Here is a 14005-nt window from a genome sequence, read left to right on the forward strand (position 1 = left end):
CATTCTAAAGTATTGTCGAAAAAAGGTCTAGCATTCCAGGTGGGATTTCCACCATTCCCCATCTAGTAGACGAGTAAAGGAAAAAGCTACAGACAACGAGGTCTGTAGCATCATTTTATCCCTTCAGTTTGGCATGGGCCGCATTTACGACCTCTTCGACTTGTAGCGATGGCGAGACGCCACCTACTCCCGTATACCGAGCGAAGAGAAGAAACTCGATGTTCCCATCCCCTCCAGTGATCGGAGAGTAATCCAGCGCTTCGACAAAGAAGCCTTCCGATGCGAAGTATCGGACCATATCGCTTGCGACTCGTTCATGGACGTTACGGTCCCGAACAATTCCTTTTTTCCCGACATCGGCCTTCCCTGCTTCAAATTGAGGTTTGACGAGCGCCATGACGACACCGTCTTGCTTCAAGATTTGTTTCAGCGGCGGCACCATCAGACGAAGCGAGATAAAGGAGACGTCAATCGTTGCGAAATCTGGTTGAATCGGGAACTGATCGGCCGTCGCGTGGCGGAAGTTCATCCGCTCCATGACGACGACGCGATCATCGCTCCGTAGTTTCCAGGCAAGCTGATTATAGCCGACATCGACCGCGTACATTTGAGTCGCGCCGTTTTGAAGCGCACAGTCCGTGAACCCACCCGTCGATGAGCCGATGTCGATTCCGACTCGTCCAAAGACATCGAGCGGGAAGACGTCGAGCGCTTTCTCGAGTTTCAAGCCGCCACGTCCAACATAAGGAAGAACTTGACCCTTCACTTCGAGAGGGATATCATCAAACACTTTATCGCCCGCCTTGTCTAGACGTTCTGTCCCACTATAGACGAGACCGGCCATGACCGACCGTTTTGCCTTTTCCCGTGTTTCAGCAAGTCCACGTTCGACGAGCAATACATCTAATCTAGTTTTCTTTCTTTTTTCCATAATCCCTCACACATTCTGTCGATTTGTCTCCATGACGAACCGTTCAATCGATTCCGCCATTTGGGCAGGTCGCAGTCCAATCTCTTCTAGGAGCTGGTTGACACCGCCATGCTCGATATATCGATCCGGAATACCGAGACGTTGAATCCGTGGAAACGCTCCGGCTTCATTCGCGTGTTCAAGCACGCTACTTCCAAAGCCACCGGCGAGAGCAGCCTCTTCTAATGTCACGAGCGGAATCCCCTCTGCATAAAGTGAAGTCAGCATCGCATCATCGAGCGGCTTGATGCTACGACAGTTAATGACGCGCACACTGAGCTTACCTTCTAATAGTGCTCGGACTTCGAGGGCGTCTTGCACTTGAGGACCGAACGTCAAGATAGCGACATCTGTCCCTTCTGCCTCGACTTCCCAATCATCGAGTGAAATTACTTGAAGCGTCTCACTCATCGGAACACCGATCCCTTCGCCACGCGGGAAACGAATCGCAATCGGTCCACCATCGTAACGGAGTGCAGAATAAACGAGTTGTTGTAATTCTTCTTCATCTTTTGCCATCAAGATTCGAATGTTTGGCACGTGACGCATGAAGGCGATATCGAACACACCTTGGTGCGTCTCTCCATCCGCTCCGACAAGTCCAGATCGGTCAATCGTGAACACGACGTTCAAGTTTTGACGACAAATGTCATGGACTAGTTGATCATACGCGCGTTGGAAGAAGGTCGAATAAATCGAGACGACCGGTTTCAACCCTTGCGTCGCCTGTCCCCCAGCGAGGGTGACCGCATGTTGCTCGGCAATTCCGACATCAAACATACGCTCCGGGAATTTCTTCGTAAAGCAATCGAGTTTCGAACCGACACTCATCGCTGGTGTGATCAACGTCACCCGTTCGTCTGACTCAGCCACTTTCGTGATCGTCTCCGCGACGACTTTCGAATAGCTTGGTCCTTTCGGTTTGCCTTTGATGACTTCACCAGATTCAATTTTATAAGGTCCAAGACCGTGCCATGTTCCGACACCGTCCAATTCGGCCGGACGATATCCCTTCCCTTTTTTCGTAATGACGTGGACGAGAACCGGACCGTCGATTTTCTTCGCGTACTCAAGCGTTTCGAGCAAGTCTTTCAAATCATGCCCATCTGTCGGCCCAAAGTAAGTGAAGCCAAGTTCTTCAAAGAACGTTCCCGGAATGAGAGCAGATTTTAAGAGGTCCTTCATCCGTTCCCCGCTCCGTTCAAGTGAACTCCCGACGAGCGGGATGTGTTTGATGAGTGACTCCATTTCTTCTCGAGCATGCTTCAACTTGCGCGATGCCCGGATACGACCAAGCATATTATGCATCGCTCCTACGTTCGGCGCAATCGACATCTCGTTATCATTTAGAATGACAATCACGTTCTGTTTCTCGGCACCGATGTGATTGAGGGCTTCAAGTGCCATCCCCCCAGTCAAAGCACCGTCACCGATGATGGCGATGGCACGATCGTTGGCGCGCCCTTTCAATTCATTCGCAATCGCAATCCCCATGGCTGCAGAGAGAGAAGTCGAACTGTGCCCTGTTTCCCACACATCATGCTCGCTCTCACAACGTTTCGGGAAACCACATAACCCATTGTATTGTCGGAGAGTATCAAACTGGTTCGTACGTCCTGTCAAAATTTTATGAACGTATGCTTGATGACCGACGTCCCATACGAGTTGGTCTTTCGGACTGTCAAATACACGGTGCAAGGCAAGCGTCAACTCTACAACTCCCAAGTTTGGCGCCAAATGCCCTCCCGTCACTGCCAATTTTTCAATCAAGAATCGTCTAATGTCTGAACCGAGCGATTCGAGCTCTGATACAGACATCCGTTTCAGGAACGACGGGTCTTGAATGGATGTCAAGTCCATAATGACCATCCTTTCTCCTCACATTTTACTGATTCGTACCTTACATTTTACAAGAATGTGACGGCATATGCCACACATTCCCCAAAACAAAGGTGACACGATGTGCTCATCGTGTCACCGAGGTCAATGATTTCGTTTCACTACAAATGATAGCATCTCAAGAAGTAACGGCGCTGGAACTGAAAGTGATTCAATTGCAGCGTGTGCCGCTCCCACTTCTTGCTCAAGAGCTTGCTTCGCTCCCTCTAAGCCGAGAAGCTTCGGATAAGTCGTCTTGTCATTCAATTCATCTGAGCCGACGCGTTTTCCGATTGCTTGTTCATCTCCGACGACATCGAGGATATCGTCTTGAATCTGAAAAGCGATGCCAAAATGACGTCCGAACTGTTTGAGGTGCATCCGATCTTCCACCGATGCCCCTGCCAAAATCGCACCGGCTTCAAGTGCATAGACGAGTAGCGCACCTGTCTTCCGTTCATGAATGGATTGGAGCTCTTCAAGTGTGACGTTGTTCCGCTTTTCAGCCAGCATATCATCCAACTGCCCACCGACCATACCTGAGCTACCGGCCGCCAATCCGAAAATACGAATAATCTCGACGACATCTAGCGCAGGGAGTGGCATCTGTGTGAGAATACGGAATGCGTCCGTCAATAAGGCGTCCCCAGCCAAAATAGCGGTCGCTTCATCAAACTGACGATGATTGGTCGGTCGTCCACGACGAAGATCGTCATCATCCATGGCCGGCAAATCATCATGGATGAGTGAGTATGTATGAACCATCTCTAAACTCGCCGCCACCTCTCGTCCTCGCTCGAGTGACATGCTATACGTTTCAAGGACGGCATAGACGAGAGCAGGACGAATGCGTTTCCCGCCAGCCTCTAAAGAATACGTCATTGCGTCTCGTAATCGTTTCGGCATCTCACTCGACTCAATGAGTTCCTGCATCGCCAGTTCGACGGTCCGTTTCCACTTGTTCAAGTCATCGGTACGGTTCATGCGGATCCTCCTTTTTCACGAAGCGTCCCATCAAGTTCTAAAATTTCATCCATTTTTTTCTCGGCGGCAGAGAGTTTTGTCTGGCACAACGCAGACAAGCGGACACCTTCCTCATATAGGGTCATCGCTTCCTCTAACGGGACATCACCGCTCTCGAGTTGCGCGACGATCTGTTCGAGGCGCTCGAGCGCCGCCTCAAATGTCTGTTCTTTCTTCGTCACCGACAATCCTCTCCTTCACCTCAGCGATCGCATGACCATCCCGAAAACGAATCGAGATATCACCGTCACGTAATTGTTTCACGTTCTGCACATAGGCCCCATCTTGTTCAATGAACGTATATCCACGTGACAAGACGGCGAGCGGACTGACTGCATGCAACCGTCCAACCTGTTGTGCAAATTGTAGCGTTGCTTGTTCTAATGGTCTCGTTCGACGGAGTCGCTCGACCATATGATTGACTTCTTCCCCTTGCTTGGACAACGTTTTTGAAAATCGCTTTACATCTAGCTGCTGTGACAACTGACGGAGCTGATGAGTGGCTTGGGTGAGATGTCTCCTCATCCCTTGCTCGAGACGGATTTCTGACTGGGCGAATCGTCCCCGTTTTTGAGAAATCGTGTACCTCGGCGATTTTAATCCATAGCTATTGATCATCCGTTCCACACGGGTTCGCGAATCATCCAATTGCTCTCTGACGGCTTTGTGCAGATGGTTATCCAAACGTTCTACATCTTTTCGCTGCGCATCAATCATCGCGGTAGCGAGTTCAGCCGCCGCTGTCGGAGTCGCAGCTCGAACATCGGCGACGAAATCAGAAAGCGTAAAGTCTGTCTCGTGACCGACAGCAGAAATGATGGGAATCGTGGACGCATAGATTGCCTCCACCACAACATCTTCATTAAATGCCCAAAGCTCCTCGATGGAACCGCCACCGCGACCGACGATGAGTACATCACAATCGGTGCGTTCGTTCATCCAGCGAATGGCCGACGCGACTTGTGGAGCCGCCATTTCTCCCTGTACAGCTACAGGTGCGAACGTGATCGCCACATGTGGCGCACGACGACGAAGTGTGGTCGCGATATCGTGTAGCGCCGCTCCTTTTGGAGACGTCACGATCCCAACGCGCTCTGGAAACATCGGGAGCGGGTGCTTCCGCTCCTCGTCGAACCAGCCCATCTCCTCTAGTTCACGCTTTCTCGCCTCATATCGCTCAAACAATAGACCGATTCCGTCTTGTCGCATCAATTCGACGTACAGTTGTACATCTCCCGTCGCTTCATACATCGTCACCTTTGATACGGCGATGACTTTCATTCCATCTTTCGGTTCGAATTGAAGTTGTTTGGCATCGCGAGAAAACATGACGGCTTTCATCCGAGACGCGTCATCTTTCAACGTGAAATAACAATGACCGGATGAATAACGTTTGAAATTTGAGATTTCACCGATGACCGCGACTTGTCGAAGCAAGACATCATCATCAAGTTGTCGCTTCACATATCGAACAACTTCAGAAACCGGGAGTGGATTAGCCACGTGATGCAACCTCGACCGTATTATGCATGAGCATCGTGATGGTCATCGGACCGACACCACCCGGAACTGGGGTGATGGCACTCGCCTTTTCCTTAACAGCTTCATAGTCCACGTCACCGACTAGACGACCTTCGACCCGATTGACTCCGACATCGATGACAAGCGCGCCCGGTTTGACCATGTCTGCTGTGACTAAACCAGCACGACCCACCGCGACAATCAAAATATCCGCTTGTCGCGTCATCTCACCGAGGTCAGCTGTTTTCGAATGACAATACGTGACCGTTGCTGATTCATTCAAGAACAACATGCCTACCGGTTTACCGACAATCTGACTACGACCGACGACGACAACGTGCTTTCCGGCAATCTCGGTTTGTGTTTTTGCGAGATGTAAGATACCGTGCGGCGTGCACGGAAGTAACGTATCGAGACCGAGCATCATCTTCCCGACATTCTCAGGATGAAAGCCATCGACGTCCTTTTCAGGGGAGATACGCATGATGACTCGTGATTCGTCGATGTGTTTCGGCAAAGGAAGTTGCACGAGAATCCCATGAACTTCCTCATCCGCATTCATCAAATCAATCAAGTCGAGCAATTCCTTCTCGCTAATCGTCTCATCAAAACGGAGGACTTGTGAATCGATTCCGATTTCTTCTGCCGCCCGTTCCTTCCCGCGTACATAGCTATGACTCGCTGGGTCATCCCCAATCAACACTACTTTTAATTTCGGTACGATGCCACGTGCGCGAAGTTCCGCCACACGCTCTTTTAACGTTTCTCGATATGATGCTGCCACTTGTTTCCCGTCGATCACTACTGCCATCTCTCTCATCCCCCGTTGTCTTTAGGTTTTTCTGTAGTTGGTCTGGTGTCTTATCTCTATTTTTTAGTCTTCTTTAATGATATTTCCGAGTACGCCATTCACGAGTTTGCCGGCTTCTTCGTCCGCGAACGATTTCGCGAGTTCGACCGCCTCGTTAATAGTGACGTTCTCTGGAATCGTCTCGACGTATAACAATTCGAACGTTGCCATTCGAAGAATCGTACGCTCGACGTTTCCTAGGCGATCCAAGCGCCAGTTTTTCAAGTTTTCAACTAGTAATGCGTCGATATCTTCAATATGTTCTAGCGTCCCTGTGACGAGTTGTTCGTAAAACGGATCAGACTCTTCTCCATCTAATGCGAACTCGATTGCTTCGTCCACCTCTAATTTAGATACTTCGATTTGAAAAAGCGTTTGAATCGCTTTCTCTCGTGCTTCATGACGTTTCATTCAGTTACTCTCCTTTTACATGCTTTCATTGTGATAGTTTAGCATAAAGCACTCATAAATTCAGTACAAAAAACCAGGAAACCGAAATAATGTTCGGGCTTCCTGGTTCATGTTATTTTGCCAATGACATTTCTTTTTCAACGAATTTCGTATCGAACGTCCCGATGCGGAACTGCTCATGTGCCATGACTTGTTGATGGAATGGAATCGTCGTTTTAATCCCCGAAACCGTAAACTCATCCAAAGCACGCAACATTTTCAGAATGGCCTCATCACGCGTTGGCGCATGGACAATCAATTTCGCAACCATCGAGTCATAGAACGGCGGAATCATCGCTCCTGCATAGAGTCCACTATCGACACGGACACCCATACCGCCTGGAACAATATATTGGTCAATCTTCCCTGCCATCGGACGGAAGTCCATAAATGGGTCCTCCGCGTTGATTCGACACTCGATGGAATGTCCTGAGAACGTAATGTCCTCTTGTGAGATGGCAAGCGGATGTCCGAGCGCCACTTCAAGCTGCGCTTGAACGAGATCGAATCCTGTGATCATCTCGGTGACGGGATGCTCGACTTGGATCCGGGTATTCATCTCCATGAAATAAAACTCGTTTGATTCTGGAACGTAAATGAACTCGATGGTCCCCGCTCCCGAGTACTGAATGGCTTTTGCCGCTTTGACGGCCGCATCCCCCATCAATTGACGTGTCGTTTCATCAATCGCAGGTGATGGCGCCTCTTCGACTAGTTTTTGCATGCGACGTTGGATCGTACAATCACGTTCACCTAAGTGAATGACATTGCCGAATTGATCAGCGAGAACCTGCACTTCGACATGACGGAACGACTCGATGAACTTCTCAAGATACACGTCACCATTCCCAAACGCCTGCTTCGCTTCTTTACGTGTCGCGACCAATCCTGAAACGAGTTCGTGCTCGTCTCGAGCGACGCGAATGCCACGTCCTCCACCGCCGGCTGTCGCCTTGATGATGACCGGATAACCCATCTCACGTGCGAGTTCCATGGCTTCTTCGTCGGTGACGACCCCACTTGAACCCGGAACGACAGGAACACCTGACTCGATCATCGTTCGTTTGGCTTCATCCTTGATTCCCATTTTGCGAATCGCATAGCTGCTCGGGCCGACAAATTGAATCCCGCACGCCTCGCACATCTCGGCGAACTCGGCATTTTCAGCCAAAAAGCCGTAACCGGGATGTACCATCGTCGCATCCACGGCGCAGGCGACTGATAAGATATTAGGGATATTTAAATAGGAGTCCTTCGATGGATTCGGACCGATGCAATAAGCCTCGTCAGCCAGATGAACATGTAACGCTTCACGATCTGCCTCAGAGAAGACAGCGACCGTCGGAATATTCAATTCTTTTGCTGCACGTATGATTCGAACCGCGATTTCCCCGCGGTTAGCAATTAATAATTTCATAACGACCTCACTTCACGCTGAAGAGCGGTTGACCGAATTCGACGAGATCGCCATCGGCGACTAACACCTCTACGATTTCGCCACTGATTTCCGCTTCGACATCGTTAAACAGTTTCATCGCCTCTAGAATACAAACGATTTGTCCTGACTCGACACGATCGCCGACGTTCACGAACGCTTCTTTATCCGGTGCCGGACGTGAATAGAACGTTCCAACCATCGGCGAGGTGATAGTACGATAAGACGCCTTTTCTTGCGTCGGTTCTTCTGTTTGTTCATTTACTTGAGGAGCAGGCGCAGGCGGTGCGAATGCTTGTGTCTGCATGATCGGCGCGCTCACTGTTTGTTGCGCTTCTTTCTTTAATGACAGTTTGAAATCAGATGTTTCAAGCTCCATTTCATGGACTGATGATTGGTCCAATAATTGAATAAGCTCTTTAATTTGATCGATTTGCATCTTTCTTACCCCCTGTTTATACCTGGTACTAATCTCTCCTTCACTATAACTGGTCAGACCAATGAATGCAACGAGAAAAAAAGAGCACCCATTCATTCGAATGAGCACTCGTAAGGATTAACCGTTATAACGACCCATGAACTCTCCAGTACGTGTATCGACTGTCACTTTTTCACCTGGTTCGATGAAAAGTGGCACTTGAATGACGTGTCCTGTTTCCACTGTCGCGTTTTTCTTCACGTTCGAGGCCGTGTCACCTTTTACGCCCGGGTCTGCTTCGACGATCGTCAAGACAACGCTCGTTGGAAGCTCGATTCCAAGAATCTCCCCTTCGTAGTCCGCGATGCTGACTTCCATGTTCTCAAGCAAATATGGAAGTGCTGATTTGACTTGAGCGCTTGTCAATTCAAGTTGCTCGTATGATTCATTGTCCATGAAGACATACGTGTCGCCCATTGGATAGAGATATTGCATGCGTTTACGCTCGATGTGTGCGCGTTCGATTTTCTCTCCGCCACGGAACGTCGTTTCTTGGATTGCCCCGTTACGCAAGTTACGCATTTTCGTACGAACGAATGCCGCGCCTTTACCCGGTTTTACGTGTTGGAACTCGATGACTTGCCAAATCGAACCGTCAGACGTTTTAACCGTCAATCCTGTTTTTAAATCGTTAACTGATACCATGTTGATTTCCTCCTAAATTCAGATGAAGCTTATGCCTCGATCGTAATTAACTCTTTTGGCGACTGTGTCAGACGGTAGCATCCGTCTTCTGTGATGACGACATCGTCTTCAATTCGGCAACCACCGACGCCATTGATGTAAATACCCGGCTCGATCGTCACGACCATACCAGGCTCAAGCACCGTGTCCGAACGGAACGATAATCCTGGGGCCTCATGCACTTCCATTCCGAGACCATGTCCTGTCGAGTGGCCGAAGTACTCGCCATATCCAGCTTCTTTAATGATATCGCGTGTCAACGCATCCGCCTCAATGCCAGTGATTCCGGCTCGTGTGCCTTCTACGCCAGCAAGTTGAGCACGGAGTACCGTATCGTAGATTTGACGCAACTCATCCGAAATCGGACCGATTGCAAGCGTACGCGTGATATCTGAGCAGTACCCTTTATAGTAAGCCCCGAAATCAAGCGTAACCAATTCTCCAGTTTCGATGACTTTATCGCTTGCCACACCGTGCGGTAGCGCCGAACGGAGACCCGAGGCGACAATCATGTCGAACGATGACGAGTCGGCACCTTTTGAACGCATGAACATTTCGAGTTCGTTCGCGACTTCTCTCTCGGTACGACCAGGACGGATGAACGTCTGGATATGGGCGTACGCCGCATCAGCGATTGCCGCAGCTTCCTTCATAATCTTAATCTCTGATTCATCCTTAATCAAGCGCAGTTTTTCTACGATTCCAGACGTTTCAATAAGTTGAGCGTCCACTTCTTTTTCATAAGCACGATATTGCCCCACTGTCATCGCATCCTGCTCAATGCCAAGGCGCTTGATGGATTCACGTGACACGACATCTGCTACCGACTTGATGAGTGACGTATCAAGCTCGATGATGTCATACCCTTTCACTTGATCGTTCGCCTGTTCCGTGTAACGGAAGTCCGTGATAAAACTTGCCGAATTCAACGTGATGACGATGACACCGCTCGATCCTGTGAAACCAGATAAGTAGCGGATATTCTCACGTTTTGTGACGAGCAACGCATCAATTTCGTTTTTTTCTAACTTTGCTTGCAGTTTGTTTACGCGTTCAATCATGTCGATTCCTCCAATGTTCGATTAGTGCATGCATCGCTAACGTATAGCTCGTGAGTCCAAAACCGGTAATGACACCGATACAGACGGCAGCAAGTTTTGACTCATGCCGAAAGGTCTCGCGTGCATGCACGTTCGAGATATGTACTTCAACGACCGGGGCAGCGATAGCGGATATGGCATCCCGGATCGCAATCGATGTATGCGTATAGGCACCCGCATTCAAAATGACACCCTCATAATCAAAAGCGTCATGCAGCGCATCAATTAAATCTCCCTCATGATTCGATTGTTTAAAGGTGAGTTCAACGTCTTCTGGAGCGCGCAGCATCAGTTCTGCCGCCAATCCTTTCAACGACACATCGCCATATACATCCGGTTCACGACGACCCAGTAGATTTAAATTCGGTCCATTTAAAACTAAAATCCGCAACCTTCTTCCCCCTCGTTCGTCAAGTCTTATCTATTGTAACAAATTTATCGAAAGAACGTGAATCGAGCCTTCTGCCCTTTCGTTTTTTTTACAAATCACGGTATAATTCAAGTACAACATTTGAAGAATCGAGGAAAGTGAATGAATTCTAAACCAACCATCCCAGTCGGGGGACAGGCGCTTGTGGAAGGCGTCATGTTTCAAGGCCGCTCTGAAAGCGCATCTGCCATCCGGCGAAAAGATGGCTCGATTGAAACATTCGAGCAAGCGCGCATTCTTGTCCCTTGGGTCCAATCGTTAAAAAAAGTACCGTTCTTGAGAGGGATTGTCGCGCTTTACGAATCGTTAAAGAACGGTTCTGCACATATGAACTTTGCGAGCGATCGATATGATGTCGACCCGAGTGAAGATACGAACACGAGCGAAGACCAAAAACAGAGCATATGGATGATTGCCATCATCGCAATCGTCGGTGTCATCTCATACGTGTTTGGTAAATTGATTTTCAATGTGACGCCTGCACTGCTCGCGGCTATGTTTCAAGACGTGCCTTTATTTTCCGGACATGTGATTCAAAACCTCCTTGAAGGGGGAATAAAATTAGTATTGTTACTCAGCTACCTCTACTTGATATCATTGACGCCACTCATTAAGCGCGTCTTCCAATATCACGGCGCTGAGCATAAAGTCATCAATTGCTATGAGTCCGGGCGTCCGGTCACGGTTGAACAAGTACGCCAAAGCTCGCGATTGCATTATCGCTGTGGCTCGAGTTTCATTTTATTCACCGTCTTCGTCGGGATTGGCGTTTATATGATTGTGCCAATCGACCCGCTCTGGTTGCGACTCGTCAGCCGAATCGCGCTATTGCCGGTCGTCATCGGAATCTCATTTGAAGTCCTTCAGTTTACCAATCGTTTCCGCGACCATCGCTTTCTGTCATTCCTCGGCAAACCGGGCCTGTCGCTCCAATTATTGACGACACGAGAGCCGAATGATGAGCAGATTCAAGTCGCGATTGAAGCATTTGAGACATGGGAACGAAAAGAGTTAGGAGAATCGGTCATTCATAGAGAGGGATAAGAGGAGGAAGCACCATGATCAGACAAAGAGTCGGTTCGATCGCTGCAACAATCGTGTTTATCCTTGGCTTCATCGGGGTCGGGCATATGCTTGCCACCGATCCGGGTCGCCTGTTTAGACAATTGTTGTTCATCGGGATATTCGGGTTAGTCTTTTATGTGATCTATCGCGTCTTCATGGCACCACGTATGTCTGCAGAAGATGCACGCTATCGTAAAACCGCGCAAGCCTCAAAAAAACGAATGCAGGGAAGTCGTGGTCCTCAAGTCAAACCTTCCGCTTCCGCTAAAAACCGGAAAGCGAAGAAACCTGGTTCGAACGTCACCAAGTTATCTAAACGTTCAACCGTACATCGTAGCAATCCTCCACACTTAACAGTGATTGAAGGAAAAAAAGGCAAGAAGAAAAAGAAAGCAAATATGTAAAAGGAGCGCCGCGGCGCTCCTTTTTATGTCGTCTCTACATATCCGATATATGGAAGATTCCGATATTGCTCCGCATAATCGATTCCATATCCGATGACAAACTCATCAGGAATTTCGAACCCGACATAGTCTGCGTCCAATTGAACGAGTCGACGCATCGGCTTGTCGAGAAGCGTACAAATTTTCAACTGTTTCGGTTGATGAAGCTCCATATGTTTACACAAGAATTTCAACGTCTGTCCCGTGTCGATGATGTCCTCGATAATGACGACATACTTTCCTTCCACATCTAAATCCAAGTCCTTCCGAAGCTGCACACTCCCACTCGAGACCGTCTTTTTCCCGTAAGAAGACGTCGCGACCGTATCGAGCTGAACGCTGCCTTTCATGTATCGCATCAAGTCTGCCGCAAAGACCATCGAACCCTTTAACACGGCGACGATCACGATCGGTGTTCCCTCTGCATCGTTCTCAATTTCTTCAGCCAACTCTTTCACACGTGTTTGAATCTGCTGTTCATCAAACAGTTTTCCTTTGATTTGAATCTCCATTTATCCGGCGAATGTTCGCCGTCACCCCCTATCTATTCAATCCACGATTCATCTTAACATAATAATAACTAAAAAATATACATTCTATGATAAATATGAATGATTCGTTCGTATTTTAGCGGTGGTAAACCAAATAAAAAGCGACAATCGAGTTCGAATGTCGCTTTTCACATATTATTCCTCTGAAGCTCGCTCTTGATCCCGAAATTCTCTGAATTGATCCATGAGCTCAGGCTTATCTTCAAAAAATTCCACGAACTGTGTCATACAGTCAAGTGTGTTCGAGCTGAGATGATGTTCGATTCCCTCGACATCCTCGTACACATCTGCCTCATCCACTCCGATTAGACGTAAAAAAGACTCGAGCATCGCATGACGCTCGACCAATCGCTTCCCTACTTTTTGACCTTTTTTTGTAAGCATGAGACCACGATACTTTTCATACACCAGATATTCTTCACGGTCCAACTTTTGAACCATTTTGGTGACAGAGGAGGGATGGACCCCTAAATGTTCCGCAATGTCAGATACACGCGCATAGCCTTTCTCTGACATCAACAAATAAATACGTTCTAAATAATCTTCCATACTCGGTGTCGGCATGGGCACGACCTCCCCTTATGTTCCGGTTTCCATTCTTTATTTTATCCTAACTAGAATGAAATCGAAAGGGAAAGCCCCGATTGATTGAGTCAATCATTGTCTCATGACCTTAAATTCATTATAATGAGATATGGTAACTTTGAAAGAGAAGGGAAGAACATCTATGGGACTCGAAACAATCCTCGTCATCCTCCTATGGGTTGCCTTGATCGCCTACATCGTATGGCGTTTCATGCCAGCTCGCGGGTTGAAAAAAATGAAACAAGAAGAATTCCGCGCCTCACTCCGTAAAGGTCAGCTGATTGACGTGCGCGAACCGAACGAATACAAAGGCGGACATATCGTTGGTGCTCGGAATATCCCGGTCGGCCAAATGAAACTACGCATGAAAGAACTGCGCAAAGATCAGCCGATTTTGATTTACTGCCAAGGTAGTTCACGTTCAAACCAGGCGGCTAAACTCTTGATGAAGAACGGATACAACAACATCTACATGCTCGAAGGCGGTTTCAAGAACTGGAAGGGTAAGATTAAAAAAGCTTAAAAAACGGGCGGGTCGATTC

The 14005-nt window shown here is 48.4% G+C and carries 17 protein-coding genes; 3 read left to right on the plus strand and 14 right to left on the minus strand.

From position 1 onward, the window contains the following. Positions 1–115: 115 nt before the first annotated feature. From KNO68_RS05480 to aroQ, 12 genes are all read right to left on the minus strand, one after another. The gene (locus KNO68_RS05480; RefSeq protein ID WP_012726568.1) at positions 116–931 is read right to left on the minus strand and encodes a TlyA family RNA methyltransferase; all 816 of its coding nucleotides are present in this window, start codon (positions 929–931) and stop codon (positions 116–118) included. 6 nt (positions 932–937) lie between these two features. Continuing rightward, entirely contained in the window at positions 938–2830 is a 1893-nt protein-coding gene (gene dxs / locus KNO68_RS05485) for a 1-deoxy-D-xylulose-5-phosphate synthase (RefSeq protein ID WP_215112390.1), read from the minus strand. 123 nt (positions 2831–2953) lie between these two features. Continuing rightward, positions 2954–3832 (minus strand): polyprenyl synthetase family protein, encoded by an 879-nt coding sequence (locus KNO68_RS05490; protein WP_215112198.1) that lies wholly within the window; start codon positions 3830–3832, stop codon positions 2954–2956. Then, the gene (gene xseB, locus KNO68_RS05495) at positions 3829–4053 is read right to left on the minus strand and encodes an exodeoxyribonuclease VII small subunit (RefSeq protein WP_012726571.1); all 225 of its coding nucleotides are present in this window, start codon (positions 4051–4053) and stop codon (positions 3829–3831) included. The genes KNO68_RS05490 and xseB overlap by 4 nt, the downstream gene beginning before the upstream one ends. After that, the gene (gene xseA / locus KNO68_RS05500; RefSeq protein ID WP_214812922.1) at positions 4028–5374 is read right to left on the minus strand and encodes an exodeoxyribonuclease VII large subunit; all 1347 of its coding nucleotides are present in this window, start codon (positions 5372–5374) and stop codon (positions 4028–4030) included. The genes xseB and xseA overlap by 26 nt, the downstream gene beginning before the upstream one ends. After that, positions 5367–6203, minus strand: coding sequence for a bifunctional methylenetetrahydrofolate dehydrogenase/methenyltetrahydrofolate cyclohydrolase FolD (gene folD / locus KNO68_RS05505; RefSeq protein WP_031423334.1), 837 nt, complete (start codon positions 6201–6203; stop codon positions 5367–5369). Before folD ends, xseA begins: the two co-directional genes overlap by 8 nt. Positions 6204–6266: 63 nt before the next feature. Beyond that, complete coding sequence (gene nusB, locus KNO68_RS05510; RefSeq protein WP_078147109.1) at positions 6267–6653, minus strand: transcription antitermination factor NusB; 387 nt, start codon at positions 6651–6653, stop codon at positions 6267–6269. Positions 6654–6765: 112 nt separating this feature from the next. Further along, the gene (gene accC / locus KNO68_RS05515; protein WP_078147110.1) at positions 6766–8109 is read right to left on the minus strand and encodes an acetyl-CoA carboxylase biotin carboxylase subunit; all 1344 of its coding nucleotides are present in this window, start codon (positions 8107–8109) and stop codon (positions 6766–6768) included. A 7-nt stretch (positions 8110–8116) separates the two neighbouring features. Further along, positions 8117–8566, minus strand: a complete 450-nt coding sequence (accB, locus tag KNO68_RS05520) for an acetyl-CoA carboxylase biotin carboxyl carrier protein (RefSeq protein ID WP_012726576.1) — start codon at positions 8564–8566, stop codon at positions 8117–8119. Positions 8567–8683: 117 nt separating this feature from the next. Further along, positions 8684–9250, minus strand: a complete 567-nt coding sequence (efp, locus tag KNO68_RS05525) for an elongation factor P (RefSeq protein WP_012726577.1) — start codon at positions 9248–9250, stop codon at positions 8684–8686. 29 nt (positions 9251–9279) lie between these two features. Then, on the minus strand, positions 9280–10347 hold the full coding sequence (locus KNO68_RS05530) for a M24 family metallopeptidase (protein WP_214687712.1): 1068 nt from the start codon (positions 10345–10347) through the stop codon (positions 9280–9282). Continuing rightward, positions 10343–10780 (minus strand): type II 3-dehydroquinate dehydratase, encoded by a 438-nt coding sequence (gene aroQ, locus KNO68_RS05535; protein WP_012726579.1) that lies wholly within the window; start codon positions 10778–10780, stop codon positions 10343–10345. Before aroQ ends, KNO68_RS05530 begins: the two co-directional genes overlap by 5 nt. Positions 10781–10921: 141 nt before the next feature. Between aroQ and KNO68_RS05540 the strand changes: the two genes are divergently transcribed. Next, positions 10922–11863, plus strand: a complete 942-nt coding sequence (locus KNO68_RS05540; RefSeq protein WP_214686939.1) for a DUF1385 domain-containing protein — start codon at positions 10922–10924, stop codon at positions 11861–11863. Between the two features lie 14 nt (positions 11864–11877). Then, on the plus strand, positions 11878–12288 hold the full coding sequence (locus KNO68_RS05545; protein WP_012726581.1) for an SA1362 family protein: 411 nt from the start codon (positions 11878–11880) through the stop codon (positions 12286–12288). Positions 12289–12311: 23 nt separating this feature from the next. Here KNO68_RS05545 and hpt read toward each other — a convergent pair whose 3' ends face one another. Continuing rightward, on the minus strand, positions 12312–12839 hold the full coding sequence (gene hpt, locus KNO68_RS05550; RefSeq protein WP_078147112.1) for a hypoxanthine phosphoribosyltransferase: 528 nt from the start codon (positions 12837–12839) through the stop codon (positions 12312–12314). A gap of 174 nt (positions 12840–13013) precedes the next feature. Further along, positions 13014–13442 carry a transcriptional regulator MntR gene (gene mntR, locus KNO68_RS05555; RefSeq protein WP_078147113.1) on the minus strand — a complete coding sequence of 143 codons (429 nt, stop codon included), beginning with the start codon at positions 13440–13442 and terminating at the stop codon, positions 13014–13016. Positions 13443–13605: 163 nt separating this feature from the next. On the opposite strand from mntR, the gene KNO68_RS05560 reads away from it, so the two are divergent. Beyond that, entirely contained in the window at positions 13606–13986 is a 381-nt protein-coding gene (locus KNO68_RS05560) for a rhodanese-like domain-containing protein (protein WP_012726584.1), read from the plus strand. The last annotated feature ends 19 nt before the right edge of the window (positions 13987–14005 follow it).

This window comes from Exiguobacterium sp. s75 (assembly GCF_018617145.1).
GTDB lineage: Bacteria > Bacillota > Bacilli > Exiguobacteriales > Exiguobacteriaceae > Exiguobacterium > Exiguobacterium profundum.

What these genes read in the sequence shown, in the direction of transcription:
- KNO68_RS05480 (WP_012726568.1), bottom strand. Translation starts at nt 931, where the DNA reads ATGGAAAAAAGAAAGAAAACTAGATTAGATGTATTGCTCGTCGAACGT.
- dxs (WP_215112390.1), bottom strand. Translation starts at nt 2,830, where the DNA reads ATGGACTTGACATCCATTCAAGACCCGTCGTTCCTGAAACGGATGTCT.
- KNO68_RS05490 (WP_215112198.1), bottom strand. Translation starts at nt 3,832, where the DNA reads ATGAACCGTACCGATGACTTGAACAAGTGGAAACGGACCGTCGAACTG.
- folD (WP_031423334.1), bottom strand. Translation starts at nt 6,203, where the DNA reads ATGGCAGTAGTGATCGACGGGAAACAAGTGGCAGCATCATATCGAGAA.
- nusB (WP_078147109.1), bottom strand. Translation starts at nt 6,653, where the DNA reads ATGAAACGTCATGAAGCACGAGAGAAAGCGATTCAAACGCTTTTTCAA.
- accC (WP_078147110.1), bottom strand. Translation starts at nt 8,109, where the DNA reads ATGAAATTATTAATTGCTAACCGCGGGGAAATCGCGGTTCGAATCATA.
- accB (WP_012726576.1), bottom strand. Translation starts at nt 8,566, where the DNA reads ATGCAAATCGATCAAATTAAAGAGCTTATTCAATTATTGGACCAATCA.
- efp (WP_012726577.1), bottom strand. Translation starts at nt 9,250, where the DNA reads ATGGTATCAGTTAACGATTTAAAAACAGGATTGACGGTTAAAACGTCT.
- KNO68_RS05540 (WP_214686939.1), top strand. Translation starts at nt 10,922, where the DNA reads ATGAATTCTAAACCAACCATCCCAGTCGGGGGACAGGCGCTTGTGGAA.
- KNO68_RS05545 (WP_012726581.1), top strand. Translation starts at nt 11,878, where the DNA reads ATGATCAGACAAAGAGTCGGTTCGATCGCTGCAACAATCGTGTTTATC.
- hpt (WP_078147112.1), bottom strand. Translation starts at nt 12,839, where the DNA reads ATGGAGATTCAAATCAAAGGAAAACTGTTTGATGAACAGCAGATTCAA.
- mntR (WP_078147113.1), bottom strand. Translation starts at nt 13,442, where the DNA reads ATGCCGACACCGAGTATGGAAGATTATTTAGAACGTATTTATTTGTTG.
- KNO68_RS05560 (WP_012726584.1), top strand. Translation starts at nt 13,606, where the DNA reads ATGGGACTCGAAACAATCCTCGTCATCCTCCTATGGGTTGCCTTGATC.